This window comes from Sphingopyxis bauzanensis (genome assembly GCF_002205675.1).
Classification (GTDB): Bacteria; Pseudomonadota; Alphaproteobacteria; order Sphingomonadales; family Sphingomonadaceae; genus Sphingopyxis; species Sphingopyxis bauzanensis.
Map to the genome: position 1 here is coordinate 716,532 of NZ_NISK01000001.1, position 19,134 is coordinate 735,665.

Genomic DNA, 19,134 nt, shown 5'->3' on the forward strand with positions numbered 1-19,134 from the left:
CGCGGCTCTCCCTTGTGCATTGCGAGTCGAATATGAACATAACAAGAACAAAGATGCAGGTCCACCGGACTTGTTTTGTCACGGCGTCCGGCTAAGGCAAAGCGATGAGCGACGAACGCATCTGGACAGCCGCCGTGCTGGTGATCGGCGACGAGATTCTCTCGGGCCGCACCCAGGACAAGAATATCGCCCAGATCGCGACTTGGCTCGATGTCCAGGGTATCCGCCTGCGCGAAGTGCGCGTTGTCCCCGATATCGAGGACGAGATCGTCGATGCACTGAACGCGGTGCGCGCGCGCTACGACTATGTGTTCACCACCGGCGGCATCGGCCCGACCCACGATGACATCACCGTCGATGCGGTGGCGAAGGCGCTGGGTGTCGGCGTGATCGTCCATCCTGAAGCACGCGCGATCCTCGAACGCTATTACAGCGGGCGCGGGATCGAACTGACCGAAGCGCGGCTACGCATGGCGCGCACCCCCGACGGTGCAGAGCTGATCCCCAACCGCATGTCGGGCGCGCCGGGGATCCGCATCGGCAATCTGTTCGTGATGGCCGGGGTGCCGCACATCACGGCGGGCATGCTCGACGCGCTGACTGGTCAGCTCGAAGGTGGTGCGCCGCTGATCGCCCACACGATCGGCGCCTGGTCACCCGAAAGCGAGGTCGCCGACTTGCTGCGCCAAGGCGAAAAGGACCATCCGGGCGTCGTGATCGGCAGCTACCCCTTTTTTCGCGACGGCAAGGTCGGCGCCAATTTTGTGATCCGGTCGACGTCGGCCGCTGCCGTCGCCGCCTGCGTCGCAATGCTCACGGCGGGACTTGAAGCCGCAGGCTATGCGGTAACCGACGGTGGCATCTGATCGGGCGCGTCGTCGCTGGTCCGTGTCACCCGTGGCAGGCGGCGCAGCATAAGGATCGCGAGCAGGCCGAACAGCGCCGACACAATGAACGCGGCGCCCGGAAAATGCACCGGCGCCTTGGCCGCGGTAAAATAGGCCATGGTGCCGGTTAGCACGATCGGCGCCACGAGCTGGCCCAGCCCCATTGCCATCGCCGATATTCCCTGCACCTCGCCCTGCGTCTCGGCGGTGGCCCGCCGCGACATCAGCGCGTTCAGTGATGGCTGCACGGGCGCCTGCAAGGCGATCGGCAGGAGCAGCAGGAAGGCGCCCCAGGTCGATGTGACAAACGCAAAGCCGACATAATTGGCGACCGCGATAGCTATCCCGATCGTCGCCGCGTCGCGTTCGCCAAAGCGCGCGACCATGGGCCCGACGACAAAGGTCTGCCCCAGCGCGATCATCACCCCGACCGCCGCCAAGCTGGCGCCGATCATCCCCGGGGTCCAGCCGAGCTGAGCGATGCAATAGAAACTCCACGTCATCGGATAGACGAGGCTGGCGATCTGCCACAGCGTCAGCACGCTTGCGACCCCGCCCATGCCGGGCAGGCCGCGCATCGTCTGCAGCGCGCCGAGCGGATTCGCACGCCGCCAGCTGAAGGGGCGACGGCGTTCGGGCGCCAGCGTTTCGGGGAAAATGAACAGGCCATAGAGCATGTTGGCGGCGGCAAGGACCGCTGCGGCGACGAACGGCGCGCGCGGGCCGATCTCGCCGAGGAAGCCGCCGATCGCGGGTCCGGCAACAAAACCGATCCCGAAGGCCGCGCCGACGAAGCCGAAATTGCGCGCGCGTTCTTCAGGCTTGGTGATGTCGGCGATCGCCGCTTGCGCCGCCGCATAGCTGCCGCCGAACACCCCCGACAGTGCGCGCGCGACGAACAGCCATGGCAGCGTGCCGACGACGGTGAGCAGCGCATAGTCGATGGTCAGCCCCGCGAGCGACAGCAGCAGCACCCGCCGCCGCCCGAAGCGGTCGGACAGATTGCCGAGCACCGGCGACGCCAGGAAGGTCGCGACGGCCATCACCAGCCCGATCCACGCCCCGACCTCGATCGCGTGCGGCAGGTCGATGCGACCAACCTCCATCACGAGCTGCGGCAGCACCGGCATGATGATGCCAAACCCGACCGCATCGATAAAGATCGTCGCGACAATAAAGGGAATGGTACGCGATGCGGTCACAAAATATCCCAGCGAAAAGGGTTGGCGGCCCATAGCGCGGCGGCGTCGAATCGCGTCAATGCTTTTCGCCAGTGTTTTTCGATTGTGCCGCGGTTTTTATCGCCCTAGCGGCACCGATCCCGCTTTGGAGCGTTACCAGCCGATGAAACTCGCAATCACCGCCGCGCTCGACTATCGCCTCGGCGATCCGGTCGACCTGATGCTGCATATCGAAGCGGCGGCGATCCCCGAACAGCTGATCGTCAACGCCGTGCTCGACGTCGGCAATTGTGAGTATTTTGCGCGCGTTGCGGCGCAGGACATGATCGGCGACCGCATCTGGCTGCGCCGCGGCGGCGAACTGAACGTGCGCTATCGCACGACGGTCGAAATCCAGCGCGACCTCACCGATTACCGGACGCTGGACAAGGTGCCGATGCACCGATTGCCCGGCGAGACGGTCCAGTATCTCAATGAATCGCGATATTGCCCGGCGAACAAATTCATCCACTTCGTCCAGGACGAGTTCGGCGATGTCGAGGGCGGCGCCAAGATCGGCCGGATGCGCGACTGGATCGAGACACATTTCACCTATGTGTCGGGGTCGAGCGATGCCGAAACGGGTGCCCTCGACAGCTTTGTCGAACGGCAGGGTGTGTGCCGCGACTATGCGCATGTGATGGTCAGCCTGGCGCGCGCCGCGGCGATCCCGGCGCGCATCGTCAGCGTCTATGCGCTTGGCGTTGAACCGCAGGATTTCCATGCGGTGGCCGAAGTGTTCCTCGGCGGCGCCTGGCATCTGGTCGATGCGACCGGGATGGCGAAAGCGGGCGAGATGGCGAAGATTGCCGTGGGTCGCGACGCCGCCGATATCAGCTTCCTCACAGCGTACGGCGAGATCGAGATGTTGAACCAGCGGGTGACGGTGGAGGCGGTAGCGTAAGATGGTCTGGCGCGGCAAAGCCGCGCCGTCAGATCCGCTTTGCAGGCTGGCCGGACTTTCGCGGACCGGCCGAGCAGGCCGGCAAAGACAAGGATTGTCGTGGCAAATCGAGTTCGAGGCGTCAAATCGAGTTCGCCAGCCAAAAAGTTTCATTCTGAACCCAATTGCGCGGCGCGGGCTTGCCCTGACGCTACGGCCAGCTATGCTGGTCGGGCACCGGGCCAGAAGGCGCGCGGTGCCGGAACGTAAGAATTCTGCTCGGGCCTTTATGATATTCCCATCCGTTGCCGGGTGGCCGACGCGTATGTCCAGGCTTTCGGGCTAAAGGCGGCGGCGCATATTTTTCCGAGTATGTTCTTACCTCCCGGCATCTCGTCTTCCGGTCCGACCGGAAGGCGATGGACATGGATTTCGATGACGAACAGAACCGCGCGCACGCCCTGAGCAGCAGCGACCCCGTGCCGCCGTCCGACTGGACGGGCTTTGGTCAGGCGGCCAGCATGGAAGCGATCTACAATGCGCATCAGCCTGCGCTCGCACGCTATCTGCGCCGGCGCGCGCCGAAGCAGGATCTCGGCGATCTCGTCCAGGAATGCTTTCGCCGCCTTGCCATGGCGAAGGGCGGAAAGCTGGCACTGATAGAAAAGCCCGGAGCCTATCTCGTCAGCACCGCCCGCAACCTGCTCACCGACCACGCGCGCGCAGACAATGCGCGCCAGACTTCGCTGCATCACAGTTTCGAGGATGAGGATATCGCTGGCCCTGACCCCCATGCAGCGCTCGAGGCGCGCGACACGATGCGGCGGGTCGGCGAGGCGATCGAGAAACTAAAGCCGCAAACTGGTTCCATATTCGTGATGCATCGGTTCGATGGCCTGAGCTATGAAGAAATCGCGATAGCGAAAGGAATTAGCGTGAAGGGCGTTGAATGGCATATCGCGCAAGCGATGATTGCAATCCGCAAGGCGCGGGCCGACTCTAAGTGAGCGACCGCGACACCGAGGCCGCGCATTGGTTTGCGCGCATGCGCACGCCCGGCGCCGAGGCGGACCGGGCAGAGTTCGCTGCCTGGCATTCGGATCCCGAAAATGCCGAGGCCTATGCAACCGCCAAAGAAGATTGGCTCATCATTGGCGGCGTGGCGGAAGAACATCTCGCCGCGCACCGCCAAGTGCCATCAAAGGCCACACCCCCGTCCCGCGCACACTGGGCGCTTGCCGCCGCGCTGGTCCTCGCGATCTCGCTCGCCTTTGCCTGGGTGCTGCTCGGCAATGGCGGCACCGATCCGATCGTCGCGGTCAATGCGACCGGCGAGGTCGTACTCGAAGACGGCACACAGGTAGCCCTGATGGACGGCGCCCGCGTCGAAGCAAAGTTCGCGCCGGGCGAACGGCGCGTGTTGCTTGTCGGCGGCCGGGCCCGGTTCACCGTCGCCCATGACAGCGCGCGGCCGTTCCGTGTGGAAGCCGCGGGAAGCGAAACCACCGCTCTCGGGACAATCTTCGAGGTCGATCTGACGGGGCGGCGGCCGGTCGTCCATCTTGTCCAGGGGTCGGTAGAGGTGCGCGCCACCGCGACGCCCGACGCCCCGCTCCGCCTCCGTCCCGGCCAGCGCGCGGCGATCGAGAAGGACGCGCCCATGCTCATCGAGACCAGGCCGGCCGGCGAGACCGCCTCCGTGGACGATCCTGCCGACAAGTCCGAAGAGCCGAACCTTCTCCTCGCCGAAGGGCTACCGCTCGGTGCCGTCATCGACCGTGCCAATCGGGTCAACAGCGCCAAGATCGGGACCGCCGACACGGCCATCGCCGGGCGGCTGGTCAGCGGTCGCTTCGATGTTTCGGACGCGCGATCGCTCGCGCGCCAGCTCGCGGCCGCGCTCGACCTCGATGTGAAAGAGCAGGCGGGCGGCTATGTCCTGATGCCGAAATAGCCTACTAGGAGTTCTTCGACCCAATCCGTCTTGCCCCCTCAGACGGCCATGCAGGCCGCTGGGAGGATGGGATGAACAAGAATTTTCTGGCCGCTTTTCTGGCCATGGGGTGCGCTGTTGGTGCACTTTGTCCGATCGCCGCGCAGGCGCAGACCGAGCAGCGCGATTATGACATTGCGGCACAGCCGCTCGGCGACGCGCTTAGAGAATATTCGGAAGTTTCGGGGCGCCAGATCGTCTTCGCGACCGATCTGGTCAAGGGGCGGCGTTCGATCTCGCTGCGCGGACGAATGTCATCGGATAGGGCCCTTTCGCGACTACTGGCAGGATCGGGGCTACTGACAGAACTTGTCGACGGCGCGCTCGTGCTTCGCGCGGGAAACCGCGCTGCGGCCGACAAGGGGTCGACTGAAAACGGCGCGGATGGTGCGATCGTCGTGACCGGCTCGCGCATCCGGGGAGCGGGGCCGACTGGTTCGCCGGTCGTGACGATCGACCGGGAGGCGATCGAGAAGAGCGGCTACGGCACGGTTCAGCAATTGCTCCAGTCTCTGCCCCAAAACTTCGGGGGCGGTCCAACCGAGACGACCCTCGGCGCGACAACACGCAACGGCGCCGGCAGCGATGCAACCTATGGTAGCAGCATCAACCTGCGCGGACTCGGCGCTTCGTCGACGCTCGTCCTCATCGACGGCGCCCGCCCCGCGCTAGGTGGCATCGGCGGGGTCTTTGCCGACATCTCGCTGATCCCGATGAGCGCGGTGGAGCGGATCGAGGTGCTGACCGACGGAGCCTCGGCAATCTATGGCGCCGATGCCGTTGGTGGTGTGGTCAATGTCCGGCTCCGCAACCGCTTCGAAGGCGCTGAAATTATCCTCCGTGCGGGAACCGCCGACGGAGATATGACTGAGATTCAGTTCGGCCAGCTCCTCGGCAAAAGCTGGAAGGGTGTCCATGTCACGCTGGCATATCAATTTTCGCAGCGTGGCGCCCTTGCCGCAGGCAAGCGCGATTTCGCCCGCGAGGATCTTCGTTCTTTCGGAGGTCCGGACTTCCGATCGGGATTTGCCGTGCCGGGAACGATTGCCGCAGCCAATGGGCTGGTCTTCGCAATCCCTATGGGTCAGGATGGTAGCGATCTCGATGCTACCGACTTGCTTCCCGACGTCCGCAATCTTCGCGACGCGCGCGCCGAGAGCGAGCTCCTGCCGCGCCAGCGCACGCACAGCCTCTATGCCGCCGGTGATTTTAAGATCACCGACAGTCTGACATTCCGCGCCAGCGCCCTCGCCGCCGAGCGCCGTTACCGCAAGGTCGGGATCGGCGATTTCCTGCAAGCCGCGAGCGTGCCGGTATCCAATCCCTTCTATGTCGATCCGATCGGCACCAATGAACCGGTCGAAGTCGCCTACAGTTTCGTGAACGACCTCGGACCGCAGCTCGACGTCGGACGTGTGCGCGCCATCACCGCCAACGCGGGGCTCGAACAGGCGTTGGGTGCGTGGCGCGTCCAGCTCGGCGGGGTCTATGGCCGGCAGAAGGGCAAGGCCGAGACGCTCAACGCGACAAACCGCGCACGGCTGCGCGCCGCGCTCGCTGACACCAATCCGGCGACCGCCTTCAATATCTTCGGCGACGGCAGCGCGAACAATCCCGCAACGATCGCGAACATAAGGGGGAGCTATTCGACGCTCGATGATTTTGAGAGCTGGTCGGCGGCACTGCGCGGTGACGGGCCGCTGTTCCGCCTTCCCGGCGGCGAGGTCCGGCTGGCAATCGGCGCCGAATACCGCCGCGAGCGATATCAATATGTCACCAAGAACGACATCAGCTTTGTCGCCCCGCTAACCGAGCCTCTCGCCGGGCTCCCGGGTCCGCGCCATGTCAAATCGGCCTATGCCGAGTTGCTCGTGCCGATCTTCGGCGCGGACAATGGAATGCCGGGCTTCCGCAAACTCGAACTTTCGCTCGCCGGCCGCATCGAAGACTATAGTCAGTTCGGCCGCACGACGAATCCCAAGCTTGGCGTGCGATGGGAGCCTGCGGACGGCATCGCGCTGCGCGGCTCCTATGGCACCTCCTTCCGGGCTCCTGCATTCGACGAGCTGATCGGGCCTGCGGTTTCGCTCTATACGACGTTCCAGGCCGCCGACCCCGCCTCGCCTACCGGGACATCGAACGTGCTCGCCCTGTTCGGCTACGCGCCGAACATCGGTCCCGAGGAAGCGACGACCTGGACCGCCGGCTTCGATCTTGCCCCACCATCGCTGCCGGGATTCAAGGCGTCGCTCACCTATTATGCCGTCGACTATAAGAACCGCATCGGCACCGCGAGCGAAGATTTCACGCGATTCCTCACCAATCGCGAAATATTTGGCGGAGTGATCATCGACAATCCGTCGCTGGAACTCCTCCAGGGCTATTTTGACGCGCCGACCTTCAGCAACCCGTTCGGGCTGGCGCCGACCGATATCGTCGCGATCCTCGACGGACGCATTCGCAACCTGTCGGCGGTCCGCCAGCGCGGACTCGACTTCGAAATCGGCTATGCGCCCGCATTCGCGGGAGGCGTCCTCGACCTCGGCATTGCCGGCAGCCATATCTTCTCGATCGACCGGCAGCTGACCCCCGGTGCGCCCGCAACCGATGTTGTCGGCACTTATGGCAATCCGGCGAAGTGGCGACTGCGCGGGCGACTCGGCTGGTCTTCAGGCGGCTTCTCGGCCAACGCCTTCGTCAACTATATCGACGGCTACGACAATCAGGTGGTGACGCCGGTCGAACAAGTGTCGTCATGGACGACGGTCGATCTCACCATCTCGCAGCGTATCGGCGACGAAGCGGGCGAGCGTGGCCTCAACCTCGCGCTCAGCGTCATCAATCTGTTCGATCGCGATCCGCCCTATCTGACGAATCGCAGCAATACCTCGGCTCTCGGTTACGACCCCGAGAAGGCGAACCCGCTCGGGCGCATGATCTCGCTCCAGGCGACCGTGCGATGGTAGCGCGCGCCGCTCTGGCAATCGCTCTGCTGGCCGCGGCATTGCCCGCGGCCAGCCAGACGAACCCGCGCGGAATTACCGAGACTGCCGATTTCTCGGGCCTGACAGCCTCGCCCGACGGGCAATGGGTCGCTTACAGGATCGAGCGTCCGTCGGTCGCCACGAACCGCATTGATGTCGACTGGTACGTCGTCGCCAGTGACGGCAGCTCGCCGCCGCACGCGCTCGGGCGGCTCGGCACGGCGATGTGGAACGACGTCGGCGTGGTGTTGCCGGGAGAGGCTAGGTGGACGCCGGACAGCAAAGCCCTGATCGTCCGCGCGCTCGTCGATGGCCGCATCGCGCTGTGGCACAGCGATACCGAAGGCTCGGGCTTCACGCGGCTTGTCGAGCGCGACGGAGATATCGAAAGTTTCGCCGTCGCGCCGTACGGCGCCCTTATCTTCAGCGAGGGGCCGGCGCGAGATGCGATCGCGCGCGCCGAGGAATATGAACGGGAAAGGGGCATTTTGGTCGATGGGAAGACCGACCTCGCCCAACCGCTCTTCCGCGGCGCGCTGATCAGCGGCCGCGCGGCAACCCAGCGCTTCTCGGGCAACTGGTTCGAGCGCGTGCAACTGCTGGCCGATAAGCCGCGCATGATCATCCGGCGCGATCTGCACAACGGGACGGAAAGCATCGCCTCCGCCGATGAACAGAAACTTCTCGTCGAGCCTGCCGAAGATGCGGTGCCGCCCGCCCTGGAAGCGCTCCTTGGCAGCGCCGACGCCTGTACAGCGGCGGGGGGATGCTCCGACCTCGCATGGCGACTAGTCACGCAATTGCGCCTGCCCGACGGGCGGGTCGCCATCACCTTGCGCGATAAAGCCTTCCGCCAGAAATTGCTCATCTGGTCGCGCGAAGCCGTGACGCTCGCGCCGCTTGCTATATCGAGCGGCCTCCTCTCCGGCGGCCGCGACGAGTCCAGCCCCTGTGCGGCGGCACTTACCGCACTTTACTGCGTGGAGGCCGCGGCCGATTTGCCGCCCCGGCTTGTGCGGATTGCGTTCGATGGCGCCAAGAAGATCGTCGATTTCCCTAATTCCGATCCTGACCGCGATGGGCTCCTTGCCGAGGTGATCGCATGGCAGGTGGGCGGCAGCCGTGCGTCGGGCGTATTGATCCGCCCGAAGATCCCCGGACGGCTGCCGCTCTTCGTCACCTATTATCGATGTCCGGGCTGGCTCCGCGGCGGGCTCGGCGACGAATGGCCGCTCCGTGCGCTGGCCGCTAATGGGATCGCGGCGCTCTGCATCAACACGGTGCAAGGCGGCAAATCGGCCCGCGATCGCTATGCTCTCGGCCTCGAGACGGTACGGGCCGCAATCGACGTGCTTGCGGGTCGGGGAGATATCGATCCTGCCAGGGTCGGCATGGGTGGTCTCAGCTTTGGCAGCGAAGTGACGATGTGGACTGCGCGCCACAGCGACTTGCTGAAGGCGGTGTCGATCGCCTCGGTGCAGATGGAACCTGCCTATTATTGGTTCAATGCTCGGCCCGGGCGCGAGATGTTTACCCGGAATCTGCGCGGCCATTGGAAACTTGGACCGCCGGACCAAGATGCTCGGGCATGGGGTGGGATGTCGGCAGCTCTCAACATCGACCAAATTCATGCGCCTGTGCTGATGCAGCTCCCCGAGCATGAGGCGCGACAAGCAGTCGAACTGCAGAGCAAGCTTGCGTTGGCGCGTATGGGCGAGATGCATATCTTTCCCTTCGCGCCGCACATCAAGGTCGAGCCGCGGCAGAAATGGGCCGCCTTCGAGCGCAATCTCGACTGGTTCCGCTATTGGCTGACCGGCGCGATCGATCCCGATCCCGCGAAAGCCACGCAGTATCAACGCTGGTCGCGGCTCGGTCCGCAGCCCGGCGCAGCCTCGACCGACCGCACCCAGCGCTCCGCATCGGCTATTTCGAGCAAGCGGAAATAGTCGAAATTTCCATCGAGATTGTCGCGCTTGAAAAAGCCATCGATCGCCACGCGATCGAGCAGCCCGCGCGCCGCTAGACGTCCGCCGAGCAGGAGTTCGCGGAGCGCCGGGCGTTGGCGCAGATAAGCTGCGATGCAGAGTGACTCGATACGGCCCTTTCCGCGTCGCCATGCAACTTCGGGCGGCAGCCTTGGTGCGAAGGCCGCGCGCGCGACGGAGCGATCGCGCCCGCCGGCAACCCAGGTCCAGCTCGGAATCGCGAGGCAAATTTCGACGACGGGTTGGGAAAGTAACGGCGCGACCACATCGCGATCGTGCCAGCGCTCTGGGCGATCAAGAAAATCGAGGATGCGCCGGATTGCCTCTACATGATTGCGTTTCGCCTGTGATGCGCCCCGCGCGCCCTCATCCCACGGATGCGCAAAGGGACGATCGGGAACGGCGCCTTCGGCGAGGAAGGTCCGGTCCTGTTCCCACTGCCGGCGCGGGCCTTTCCGCCGCGCGCGGTAGGTGAGCCGCATGGCATCCCAAAGCGAGGCATTGGCGGCGCGGGCCACGTCGCGCATTGTACGGAAGGTCTGGCGACAATATCCGAAATGGTCCGCGGCTTCGAGGATCGGCGCTACCGAATTGTCGAAGGCAAAGACATTGTCTCCGCCGATTCCTCCGAAAATCGAAATCTCCCGGTCGCCGACCGCCCTGTCGAACGCCCGGTCGATGCCGCCTAGAACGGCATAGGCACCGGGTCGGAAATGACGATTAGTGGGCGGGCCCACCAGGTCGATCGTGTGGTCATCGTGCTCGATCTCAAGCAATTCGATATCGCACCGAGCAGCCACGGCGCGGGCATAAAGCCGCTCATCGCCATCGGCACCAGGCGTTGCAAAAGTGATTGCCGAGCAACGGGCCCCGGCCGCCGCGAGCGCTGCGGCGACGATCGATGAATCGAGCCCGCCTGAAAGTTCGAGAACGATATCCCCCCTGCCCAGAGTCCAGGCTGCAACACTTGCCACCAGCTGCTGTTCCAGCGCGGACGCCACTTCGGCCATCGGCAGAGAATTGGCCCGGCCAACGTGATCCCAGGGCGACCAGATTTGTTCGACTTGAGCCCGCGCACCGTCCACTTTGAGGCGGGAGCCCGGCAGCAATTCGGTAATACCGGCGATCCCAGTCCGCTGGGTCCTCAAATTCCTGTATGCCAAGCCATGCGCGACAAACTCCCAGTCGATTGATGCATCGAAGGGCAGTTCCTCGACCAGGGCGAGATGCGACGCGCAGATTATCCCACCTCCAAGCCGTCCCCAGTACAGCGCGGCGCCGGTGAGCGGCGCACGCTCGGCGAACAGAATGTCGCCCAAACGCCCGAACGCGAGATAGTTGCCCCAGCCATCGCTGGACGCCAGGCAGGTTTCGCCGGCGCGCGGGAATATGTCTCCAACAATGATCGACCCGTCGGCGAGGAGCTCGGTACGGACGGCCTCGCCGACAAAGAGCGAAAGGCCAGGAAATTTCGTTACGGGCAGTAGCCTATTCCGCGTCGCGGCTTCGGCAATGGCGACGCGTGCATCGCCCAACATCGCGAGGACGCCGCGCTTCATCCGACCACCAAGATGGGTGTAAAATTGCGTGCCTCCGCCGCTGTACCGGTGAGAACGGCCTCCGGTGTCTGAAGCCAGCTGTGCGCCGCGAATGGCTGCGTGCGGACACCGAAGACAAGGGTTGCGGCATGACCGCGTTTCAGCAGCACATGGTCGAGCGCTAGCGCATCGACGAGGCAGCGTGGCGATATGGGGACGACCCAGCGGCTTGCGGCATAGCCCGCGGCGATCGCAAGCATTTCACCCTCCCGGCCAACAGAGCGGATCTTTCGCTTGGCCGTGGCCAATTCGGCAACTGTTCCGGCGATTCGAGAGGGGCGCATCGCACGCCGAGCCCAATAGAGCGCGCGAGCCGCCACTATTCCCGCCGTCAGACTGAAACCGTCGTCGGCCGAAGACAAGTCCGGCGCCGGCACGATCGCGCTCGCCGGTTCGAGCCCGCCGACGCCATCGGAGCGGACAAGGAGGCCGGTGCGAACGAGCCGGGTCATGGCATCGCTGTCGTTGAACTCTCCGGAGCGTAGACGCTCGAACGACGCGCGCTCTGCACCCCGGAGCGCAAAGTATCGATCGCGTGCAAGGTCGAGAAAGACAAGCTCCCCGCCCGCTTCGCAATAGCCAACCCCAGGTGCGAGCATCCAGTTCATGTTCAGCGCCCGCAACGGGAGCCGCACGCAGCGCGGCTCCCGCGCGCTTGCTCAGTCCTGCGCGAGACCGGGAACATGCATCCGGCCGCCCATTTCGAAGACGACACCCGAATCGCCGGCAGTATCGTCCGTGACATTCCCGAGTTCGACAAGATTTTCTGCTTCGCGTTCCATGATCGCTTCCTTTCGGTTTGCACGACGGTTGGAGAAGGTGCCGGGAGCCGGCGAGAGACGGCTCCCGGTGCCATCAATCATTCCTGGCTCAGGCCGGGAATGTTCTGGAGGCCGCCCAGTTCGAAGGGCAGGCCCTTCTGGCCGGCGGTGTCGCGGCTGACGCTGCCGAGTTCGACGAGGTCGTTGGTTTCACGATCCATGATCGTTTCCTTTCAGATTTGCCGCGGAATTGCGGCACCGACGATCTTACGCCGCTGGAAAAGATAGAATTTATGTGTTTTCACGATCCGGAGAATATCATTCGATTGTTTGCGAGCGCGGCCGAAGTTCGGCGACGACCCGGCCCGCCCGCGCTACCCGCCGACGGTGAAATGCGGCGCTTTTGCTGCGAAGTTCGGCCCAGCGCTGCGCCTGATATGCCGTCTCCATTGTGGCTAATTGCTCCTCTGCACCGGGATCGGTCCGCACTTCGACCGGGCGAAAAAACTCGCTCCGCTCGACGGAATTGACGATCGCGTAACGAAGCTCACGATTGTCGCTGAGAAGGGCGATCGCCCGGAACAACCGCGCGACTCGCGCCGGATAATCTTCGACCTCCATCGCCACGAGCGATGTCGCTGGCTCTATAGACCGAATTGCTGGCGCGCCGAGCGCAAGCCCGACGAGCGCGCCGGTCCAGCGATAAATGTCGCTGAGGTCGGATTCGGCGAAGATCGGTTGCCGGAATCCTTCCTGGTGCCAGCTGTCGACAATGCGTTCGCCCGACAGGCGATGGAGCGCTTCACGCACCGGCGTCGGGCTTGCGGCAAACCGCTTGGCGAGGTGGAAGGGATCGAGGCGCGTCCCCGGCGGATAGGCACCGCCGACGATCCGCGCCTTGAGATCGAGATAGACCCGCTCCATCGTCGAGCCGGCGTTCATGCCGCTCGCTCACTATGCGCGGATCGTTGCCGGCCTATATGATCTGCAAGCAGCGCGCCCTGGTCGGGGCGGAGCGCGTCGACCGCGGCGAGCGGCTCGGCAGGGTAGCCGCCGAACAGGACCGACGGACATTGGCCTTCGAAGTTGCCGAGGTTGGGGCGGTGCTGCGCATAACCTGCCAGCGCCGCAAGGTCGGCCGAAAAGTCTTTCGCGACCTCGGGCGGATAGGCCAACCATTGGTTTTCATAGGGCTTGAGCCACCCGAGACAGTAGCTGACGATGATGCCGCGCCGCGCGACCACGCTGCGATTCGCCCCCGCGCCGTGCAGGGTGGAGCCGAGAAAGACGATCGCGTCGCCCGGCTCCGCTTCCGCGACGATCGGCGGCTCGGCCGGCTGCTCGACGAGCGCTGCGACACCATGGCTCCTTGGCCAGATCAGCGTTGCCCCGTTCGTCTCGGTGAAACCGGTCAGCGGCCACATGACATTGACGAGATATTCTACCTCGCCGAGGGAGCCCTGCCACATGTCCTGATCGCGATGCGGAAACTGTGCGAGCGCGCCGGGATGAAGTTCAATCGCCTGCGCGAGGTTGAGCTGGATCCTCTCGCACCAGTTCCCGAGCGCGAGTTCCGCAAGATCGAGGATCGGCTGGTGCATCACCAGGTCGCCCATAAGCGGCGAGCGGATGAGAAGTCGGCCGAAGCGCTTGGTACGCTCGCCGTAAAATCCGCCTTCGCAAAAGGGCGTCGCCGCGAAACGCGGTTCGAGATCGCGCGCGACGCCGCCGATCAGCGAAGCGGAAGCCGCACCGCGCAGGATTGTATAGCCCTGTTCGAGCAACTCACATCCTGCGGGCGAATGGCAGGCAGTCATTACTGCCATGTCCGGATGAGCAATCATCATGCCCTCCTCACGCGGCGCGCGCCGCGGAGACCGCGGCCGCCTTGCTGACAATGCCCGCTGCGGCGAGGCGGGAGATGGTGGAACCGTCGAGGTCGATGCGAAGCGCCGTGAGCGCCTGGCCGCCGTGAAGGCAGGGCGCGCCGAGCGCCCGGCAGTCCCAGCCGAAAGCCTCGATCTGCCGGAACCAGCCGGGCTCGGCGACGCCGGTATAGGTGCGGATAGAGTTAGCGAGTGCGAATTCGACAAGTCCCACCAGCAGCGAATCGCGCGCGACCCTCCGCTGCCGCGCCCCGATCCCTGGCGACAGGCAGAAGCGGGTGATTTCGAGAACCTCGGGTCCCTGCGGGACCGGTCCGTCAACGAGCTGGGGGAACAGACTGTCCAGAAGCCCGGGCTGCGTGGTGAGAAGCAGCCGCGCCGAGGCGAGATGCTCGCCATCGCCATCGGTCACGATGAGATAGGTCGCATCGACATCGTCGAAATGGTCGAGCTCGAACCGGCCGGCAAGCGCCGGAAGGTCCCATTTTAGAAGGTCGATGAAAACACGCTTACGCGCCTCGAACATCGAGCGAAGGGCTCGATGTTCGCGCGCGCGGTTCTGATGGTCGATGATAAGTAACATGGATGCCTCCTTTCAAAGAGGCGATCCAATTGAACCGCTTTTTTCAGCTGCACCATAGCATGATAGGGGGGTGCAGGCGTTTTTAGCGGTGAACGAGATCGGCGAAGCTGATGTCGCCATTATAAAGCGCTCGAACCGTCAGCACGGTGCCGCCATTGGCGCCATAGCGCTGGCGGGCGTTGCGCAGGTGCTCGCGCACGGTGTCCGGCGAGATGTCGAGATGGAGTCCGATCTGCCGAATTGGATTGCCCTGAGCGGCCCGGATGAGGCATTGCCGCTGGCGGTGGGTCAGGCGCGGACCGATGTGCAGTCTTTCGGGAGGGGCGATCCGGTGCGCCGCTTCGAAGGCGGCGCCGCCGATCATGCGCGCAAATTGGAGCGCGTCCGGATCGGCCGCGGAGCCGGGCCGCCACGCAAATGACACCGAGCCATGGGCATCACCGGGAAGATGGGCGGGCACTGTCAGCCCGTCGCCGATGCCATGGCGCCGGGCTTCGGCGAGGATGATCTCATCACCGGGGCGCGGTGCATCGTAGCGCCGCATGTCGTGCCAGAGAAAGCCCGCCCTGCTGCGCTGGCTCGCCCGGTGTACCGGATCGGACGGCCCGAGGCGGTTCTGATCGAACCAATAGGCCCACTCGTCCGGATAATTGTGAAGCCGCACACCCTTCTCGGGCGTGGCGAGAAAATCGACATGGTGGCTGAGCGCGAACCAGGCGCAGCCCATGTAGGCGCAGGCGTCACGAAGCAGGTCGGCCAGATTGGTCCCGTTTTTTACATGCGCGAACTCCAGCTCGAAGGCGTGGGCGGTGTCGATCGTCGGCATTACGAATCCTGGCGCGCCGACCGCCGTTTCCGAACCAGTCGATCTGCGTGCCCCTCGTAAGGGCCGGCATGCCCCGCCCTCTTACAAGGCCGGCCGCCGACAGCGGGACCGCCGCTGGTCCAGGCGATCGTGGGAGAATGTGAAAATGGCGGCTTAGCTCATATATTCCTACTATATTCGAGAGATAGAACCAGATTGAGGCTAATTTCCAAAACGGCGCGCCGCGCGGCTTCAGCTTGATCTGTTCCGAAAATCCCAGATCGGAATTCCCATCTTGCGCGCCTTGTGGGCGAAATTGTCCTGAATTCCGGTTCCAGGATAGACGATCACCCCCGACGGGCAGCGCGTAGAGCATCGGGACGTTCCGCTTAAACGGCGGCGCTTTTCCGTGGCGGTTCCAGTCGGGTCGAAAGGCGACCTGAACGAGACCCCGGCTTTCAGCCCAGCATGCCGCTGCGCGCTCGGCGCCCGTCAGCGTCGCGCCATGCAGCAGTATCATGATGGAATGTCGATTTCGCGCCCGGTCGAGACAGTCCCAGACCGCGCGGTGATTCGAAATGGACCCGTCGCAGAGCGATCTGGACGCCATCCGTTCGCATTGAACGCCATAGCTCAGACCGTCTGATGACTGTGGATCGGTCCATATCCTCCTTTTCAGCCGCAACGCGGTTTTCCTCGACGGTAACGGGTATAGCAATGCCGATCCGGCGTTGGAGGAAGAAGCCAGCGCTTGGGCCGCCAACTTCCTCGTTCCGCAAGCCGACTTGCATCGTTTTATTGCCGACTTCGCCGGCAGTCCGGAGGAAGTGAAACGTTTTGCGGCAGCGCAGGGCGTCGCGCCCGGCATCGTTGTCGGCCAGCTGCAGATAAGAGGCATTTTAGCCTATAGCTGTATGAACAAGTTGAAGGACCATTATCAGTGGTCTGACGACTAGTACCGAGCGCTTGAACGCGTGTGAGACGCCCATGATCATCGTATTGGCTTCAAAGGCTGACAGAATGTTATAGAAATATTGTAATCTTCGTATTACATAAAGCTGGTTTTGTGGAAAGCGAAGTTTACATGCCTACTCCTCATCATCCTCCGGCCGCCGTGCGCCGCACATTGCGTAAACTCGGGCGTGACATCCACGACGCGCGCCGCCGTCGGCGGCTGCCAATGGCGATCGTTGCCGAGCGCGCTTTCACGTCGCGGCCAACTCTGCAGAAAGTCGAGGCCGGTAACGCCAATGTGGGCATCGGTATCTATGCGGCCGTCCTGCAGGCGCTCGGCCTACTCGAGGGTCTCGGAGAGATTGCTGACATAGGTCGCGATACACTTGGCCAGACGCTTGCCAGCAGCGACCTACCCACTCGAACGCGGCTGGCCCCGCGGCAAAAGCCTTAGTCTGTGGATCGGCACCGAAGTGTAACCCTGCCTCTGCGCCGCGCAACTATTTGAGATAAATTGCGAAGAAGGGATATCGATGGGGTCCAAATCAGCGCCGATCGGGACCCCGGCGTCAGATCGTTTCCCGTTCAATTGCAGAGAGTTGGCTGAAATCTGACGGGGTCCCGCTTCCGAGCCGATCCACAGCCATCGAGCTATTATGACCGCATCATCGATGTCGCCGAGGAGCTTGTGCGGTTCACTGTGCTCACGCGCGGCCATGCCGATCAGCTTGTCGATCGCTATTCCGAGCGCAAGGATCGCAACGAACCGGTGTTGACCCCGGCGGAGCTTGCCAAAATTCCGGGCGCATCGGCGGCGTAGGCGAAGAAAAAGCCTGACGGCGCGTCGCTGCGCTGTTCGGCCAGTGTCCGTTGCCCCGGGAAGATCGCCCTCATACCTTCTTTCTGTAGAGCGGGTAGGATGATTCGCGCGATTAAGTTGAGTTGGTCGGTTAACCGCTAGCTTCGCCTGTCCGAAAGCCCAATTGCGGCGTCCCGAAATTCATTCACCTACGATTTCTGCCTGGACCGATTTTGGAAATACTTTCCCGGGGTGAAGCCCGTGGCCTGGCGGAACATACGTATGAAATTGCTCGCCGAACCAAATGACAAATCAAGGGCGATATTGGTGATGGGCTCTCCTTCGGCCAAGCGTACCAGAGCCGCCCGAAGTCGCGCCTGCTTTCTGTAGGCAGTGAAAGTCATATTCGCTTCACGCTCGAATGCGCGGGCCAAGGTTCTGCTGGTCGCGCCCAGTTCGTTCGCCCACTGCGATAGGGGTTTGTCATTCCCGGGCTCCCTCGAGAGCGCGGCCTCGATTTTTCTGAGACGCGAGGAATGCAGCTGAGGGACAAAGAGGCGCGGGGCGCTATCGACAGACACTTCTTGGGCAAACAGGATTGCCAAACTGACGCGCCGGGAGCGCGGCCCTGCCGTTTCGAGGGCAAAGATGCACTCGCGCAGAAGGCCACTCACCGCGACGACACCGGGAGCCGCGGGCAGCCGGCTGAGCACGCTCCCGCGGCAGTAAACGCTGAGCATTTCGAAACCCGCCGAGCTTTGCACCCGGTGATTTTCAGCGGAAGGAAGCCAACAGGCTTGATGGGGCGGGACCACCCAGCATCCAGCTTCCGTCTCGAGCATCATCACACCTCGACCAGGATAAATGAGCTGCGCTGCCGGGTGGCTATGCCACATCCCTTTGAACCCCGCTGGGAAGACTGCACGCTCGACTGAAAGAGCGTCGGCCGTGCCTGCGCTATTGGTCATACTGTGTCCGATACTGAACATTTCTTGTCGTCGGAGCACATATACGACGTCGTTTGGATTGCCTACCAGAGCTCATCAGGTGGAGTTGCAAATGTCATTGAAGATGATCCAACGGCAGGAGCCCGAAGAGAGGCCCCGCCCGCACACAGAGTATCGCAAAGAATTCCTGTCCCGTGTGCTTTCCTTCGAGCCTTCGTCGGTACTGGATGTGGGATGCGGCAATGGCGCTTCGATGCAGGCACTCCGGGAGGCCCATGTCGCTCATTGCGTCGGCATAGACCCGGAGGAAGAGGCAGTAGCGGAAGCCCGCGCGATAGGGTTGGACGTTCGGCACGCCCGCGCAGAGGCGCTTCCATTCGCGGACCAGAGCTTTGATGTGGTGACTTTGGAATATGCCGCGCACCATCTGGAGACGCTTCACAGAGGGCTTCAGGAAGCCATCAGGGTGGCCCGGCTCGGTGTCGTTGTGTTGGATTGCTGGTACGACGTGTCGATTCCATCGCAGCTGGCAGCACAGCGATACGACGAGTGGCTGAAGCTAATCGATCGCCGGGTCGGCCTTGTCCACAATTCCTGCCCCCAGCCGGCTGAACTTGCCGCCCCATTTCTCACCGCCGGCTTTAAGCTCGACTATTCCTGCAGACTTCTTCTCGTGCCTCTCTCGGTTCCGCAGATGGAAATATCGGCAAAACAGAGGCTTCACTCTATCCCGGAAGCTTGCGGGTTGCGTGACGATCTGGAGAGGTTGCTAGATGTAGCCCGATTAAATGGTCTTTCGGATGACGGTGCGATAATCTTCTCGGCAACGCGTGGGGATTAGCATGA

Annotated in this window: 20 protein-coding genes and 1 pseudogene; 10 read left to right on the top strand and 11 right to left on the bottom strand. The window is 63.4% G+C overall.

Going from position 1 to position 19,134, the window contains the following annotated elements; all coding sequences use genetic code 11:
* Positions 1 to 104 precede the first annotated feature (104 nt).
* Entirely contained in the window at positions 105 to 866 is a 762-nt protein-coding gene (locus CDQ92_RS03570; protein ID WP_088439995.1) for a competence/damage-inducible protein A, read from the top strand.
* Here the strand turns inward: CDQ92_RS03570 and CDQ92_RS03575 are convergent.
* Complete coding sequence (locus CDQ92_RS03575) at positions 839 to 2,122, bottom strand: TCR/Tet family MFS transporter (RefSeq protein ID WP_229667225.1); 1,284 nt, start codon at positions 2,120 to 2,122, stop codon at positions 839 to 841. The genes CDQ92_RS03570 and CDQ92_RS03575 overlap by 28 nt on opposite strands.
* A 109-nt stretch (positions 2,123 to 2,231) precedes the next feature.
* Here CDQ92_RS03575 and CDQ92_RS03580 point away from each other — a divergent pair, with 109 nt between their 5' ends.
* From CDQ92_RS03580 to CDQ92_RS03600, 5 genes are all read left to right on the top strand, one after another.
* Positions 2,232 to 3,011, top strand: a complete 780-nt coding sequence (locus CDQ92_RS03580; protein WP_088439996.1) for a transglutaminase-like domain-containing protein — start codon at positions 2,232 to 2,234, stop codon at positions 3,009 to 3,011.
* A 404-nt stretch (positions 3,012 to 3,415) separates the two neighbouring features.
* Positions 3,416 to 3,997 (top strand): RNA polymerase sigma factor, encoded by a 582-nt coding sequence (locus CDQ92_RS03585; protein WP_158213757.1) that lies wholly within the window; start codon positions 3,416 to 3,418, stop codon positions 3,995 to 3,997.
* Positions 3,994 to 4,944, top strand: coding sequence for a FecR family protein (locus CDQ92_RS03590; protein WP_088439998.1), 951 nt, complete (start codon positions 3,994 to 3,996; stop codon positions 4,942 to 4,944). Before CDQ92_RS03585 ends, CDQ92_RS03590 begins: the two co-directional genes overlap by 4 nt.
* Before the next feature lie 71 nt (positions 4,945 to 5,015).
* Positions 5,016 to 7,949, top strand: a complete 2,934-nt coding sequence (locus CDQ92_RS03595; protein ID WP_088439999.1) for a TonB-dependent receptor — start codon at positions 5,016 to 5,018, stop codon at positions 7,947 to 7,949.
* Positions 7,943 to 9,916 (top strand): Atxe2 family lasso peptide isopeptidase, encoded by a 1,974-nt coding sequence (locus CDQ92_RS03600; RefSeq protein ID WP_088440000.1) that lies wholly within the window; start codon positions 7,943 to 7,945, stop codon positions 9,914 to 9,916. The genes CDQ92_RS03595 and CDQ92_RS03600 overlap by 7 nt, the downstream gene beginning before the upstream one ends.
* Here CDQ92_RS03600 and CDQ92_RS03605 read toward each other — a convergent pair.
* From CDQ92_RS03605 to CDQ92_RS21535, 9 genes are all read right to left on the bottom strand, one after another.
* Positions 9,823 to 11,514, bottom strand: a complete 1,692-nt coding sequence (locus CDQ92_RS03605; RefSeq protein WP_088440001.1) for an asparagine synthase-related protein — start codon at positions 11,512 to 11,514, stop codon at positions 9,823 to 9,825. The genes CDQ92_RS03600 and CDQ92_RS03605 overlap by 94 nt on opposite strands.
* Positions 11,511 to 12,161, bottom strand: a complete 651-nt coding sequence (locus tag CDQ92_RS03610) for a lasso peptide biosynthesis B2 protein (RefSeq protein ID WP_144035678.1) — start codon at positions 12,159 to 12,161, stop codon at positions 11,511 to 11,513. Before CDQ92_RS03610 ends, CDQ92_RS03605 begins: the two co-directional genes overlap by 4 nt.
* Positions 12,162 to 12,212: 51 nt before the next feature.
* A complete protein-coding gene (locus CDQ92_RS21785; RefSeq protein WP_268239143.1) occupies positions 12,213 to 12,335 on the bottom strand; it encodes a hypothetical protein in 123 nt (40 codons plus the stop codon).
* Between the two features lie 77 nt (positions 12,336 to 12,412).
* Positions 12,413 to 12,535, bottom strand: a complete 123-nt coding sequence (locus tag CDQ92_RS20735; RefSeq protein WP_144035679.1) for a benenodin family lasso peptide — start codon at positions 12,533 to 12,535, stop codon at positions 12,413 to 12,415.
* A 97-nt stretch (positions 12,536 to 12,632) separates the two neighbouring features.
* Positions 12,633 to 13,256 carry a GntR family transcriptional regulator gene (locus tag CDQ92_RS03620; RefSeq protein WP_088440004.1) on the bottom strand — a complete coding sequence of 208 codons (624 nt, stop codon included), beginning with the start codon at positions 13,254 to 13,256 and terminating at the stop codon, positions 12,633 to 12,635.
* A complete protein-coding gene (locus CDQ92_RS03625) occupies positions 13,253 to 14,158 on the bottom strand; it encodes a phytanoyl-CoA dioxygenase family protein (RefSeq protein WP_237246114.1) in 906 nt (301 codons plus the stop codon). The genes CDQ92_RS03620 and CDQ92_RS03625 overlap by 4 nt, the downstream gene beginning before the upstream one ends.
* Before the next feature lie 10 nt (positions 14,159 to 14,168).
* A complete protein-coding gene (locus CDQ92_RS03630) occupies positions 14,169 to 14,783 on the bottom strand; it encodes an acyl-homoserine-lactone synthase (RefSeq protein ID WP_088440006.1) in 615 nt (204 codons plus the stop codon).
* An 82-nt stretch (positions 14,784 to 14,865) separates the two neighbouring features.
* Positions 14,866 to 15,609, bottom strand: coding sequence for a LuxR family transcriptional regulator (locus CDQ92_RS03635; RefSeq protein ID WP_088440007.1), 744 nt, complete (start codon positions 15,607 to 15,609; stop codon positions 14,866 to 14,868).
* Positions 15,524 to 16,198, bottom strand: coding sequence for a DUF2493 domain-containing protein (locus tag CDQ92_RS21535; protein ID WP_308423602.1), 675 nt, complete (start codon positions 16,196 to 16,198; stop codon positions 15,524 to 15,526). Before CDQ92_RS21535 ends, CDQ92_RS03635 begins: the two co-directional genes overlap by 86 nt.
* A 121-nt stretch (positions 16,199 to 16,319) precedes the next feature.
* On the opposite strand from CDQ92_RS21535, the gene CDQ92_RS21540 reads away from it, so the two are divergent.
* The 3 genes and pseudogenes from CDQ92_RS21540 to CDQ92_RS03650 all read left to right on the top strand — a co-directional run.
* Positions 16,320 to 16,544: a hypothetical protein gene (locus tag CDQ92_RS21540; RefSeq protein WP_229667229.1), complete on the top strand. Its 225-nt coding sequence runs from the start codon at positions 16,320 to 16,322 to the stop codon at positions 16,542 to 16,544.
* Positions 16,545 to 16,702: 158 nt separating this feature from the next.
* Entirely contained in the window at positions 16,703 to 16,996 is a 294-nt protein-coding gene (locus tag CDQ92_RS03645; protein WP_229667231.1) for a helix-turn-helix domain-containing protein, read from the top strand.
* A 186-nt stretch (positions 16,997 to 17,182) separates the two neighbouring features.
* Positions 17,183 to 17,362 (top strand): annotated as a pseudogene (locus CDQ92_RS03650) (arsenical resistance protein ArsH); the annotation flags it as partial.
* 188 nt (positions 17,363 to 17,550) lie between these two features.
* Here CDQ92_RS03650 and CDQ92_RS03655 read toward each other — a convergent pair.
* Complete coding sequence (locus CDQ92_RS03655; protein WP_158213758.1) at positions 17,551 to 18,309, bottom strand: AraC family transcriptional regulator; 759 nt, start codon at positions 18,307 to 18,309, stop codon at positions 17,551 to 17,553.
* A gap of 91 nt (positions 18,310 to 18,400) precedes the next feature.
* On the opposite strand from CDQ92_RS03655, the gene CDQ92_RS03660 reads away from it, so the two are divergent.
* The gene (locus CDQ92_RS03660; RefSeq protein ID WP_088440010.1) at positions 18,401 to 19,129 is read left to right on the top strand and encodes a class I SAM-dependent methyltransferase; all 729 of its coding nucleotides are present in this window, start codon (positions 18,401 to 18,403) and stop codon (positions 19,127 to 19,129) included.
* The last annotated feature ends 5 nt before the right edge of the window (positions 19,130 to 19,134 follow it).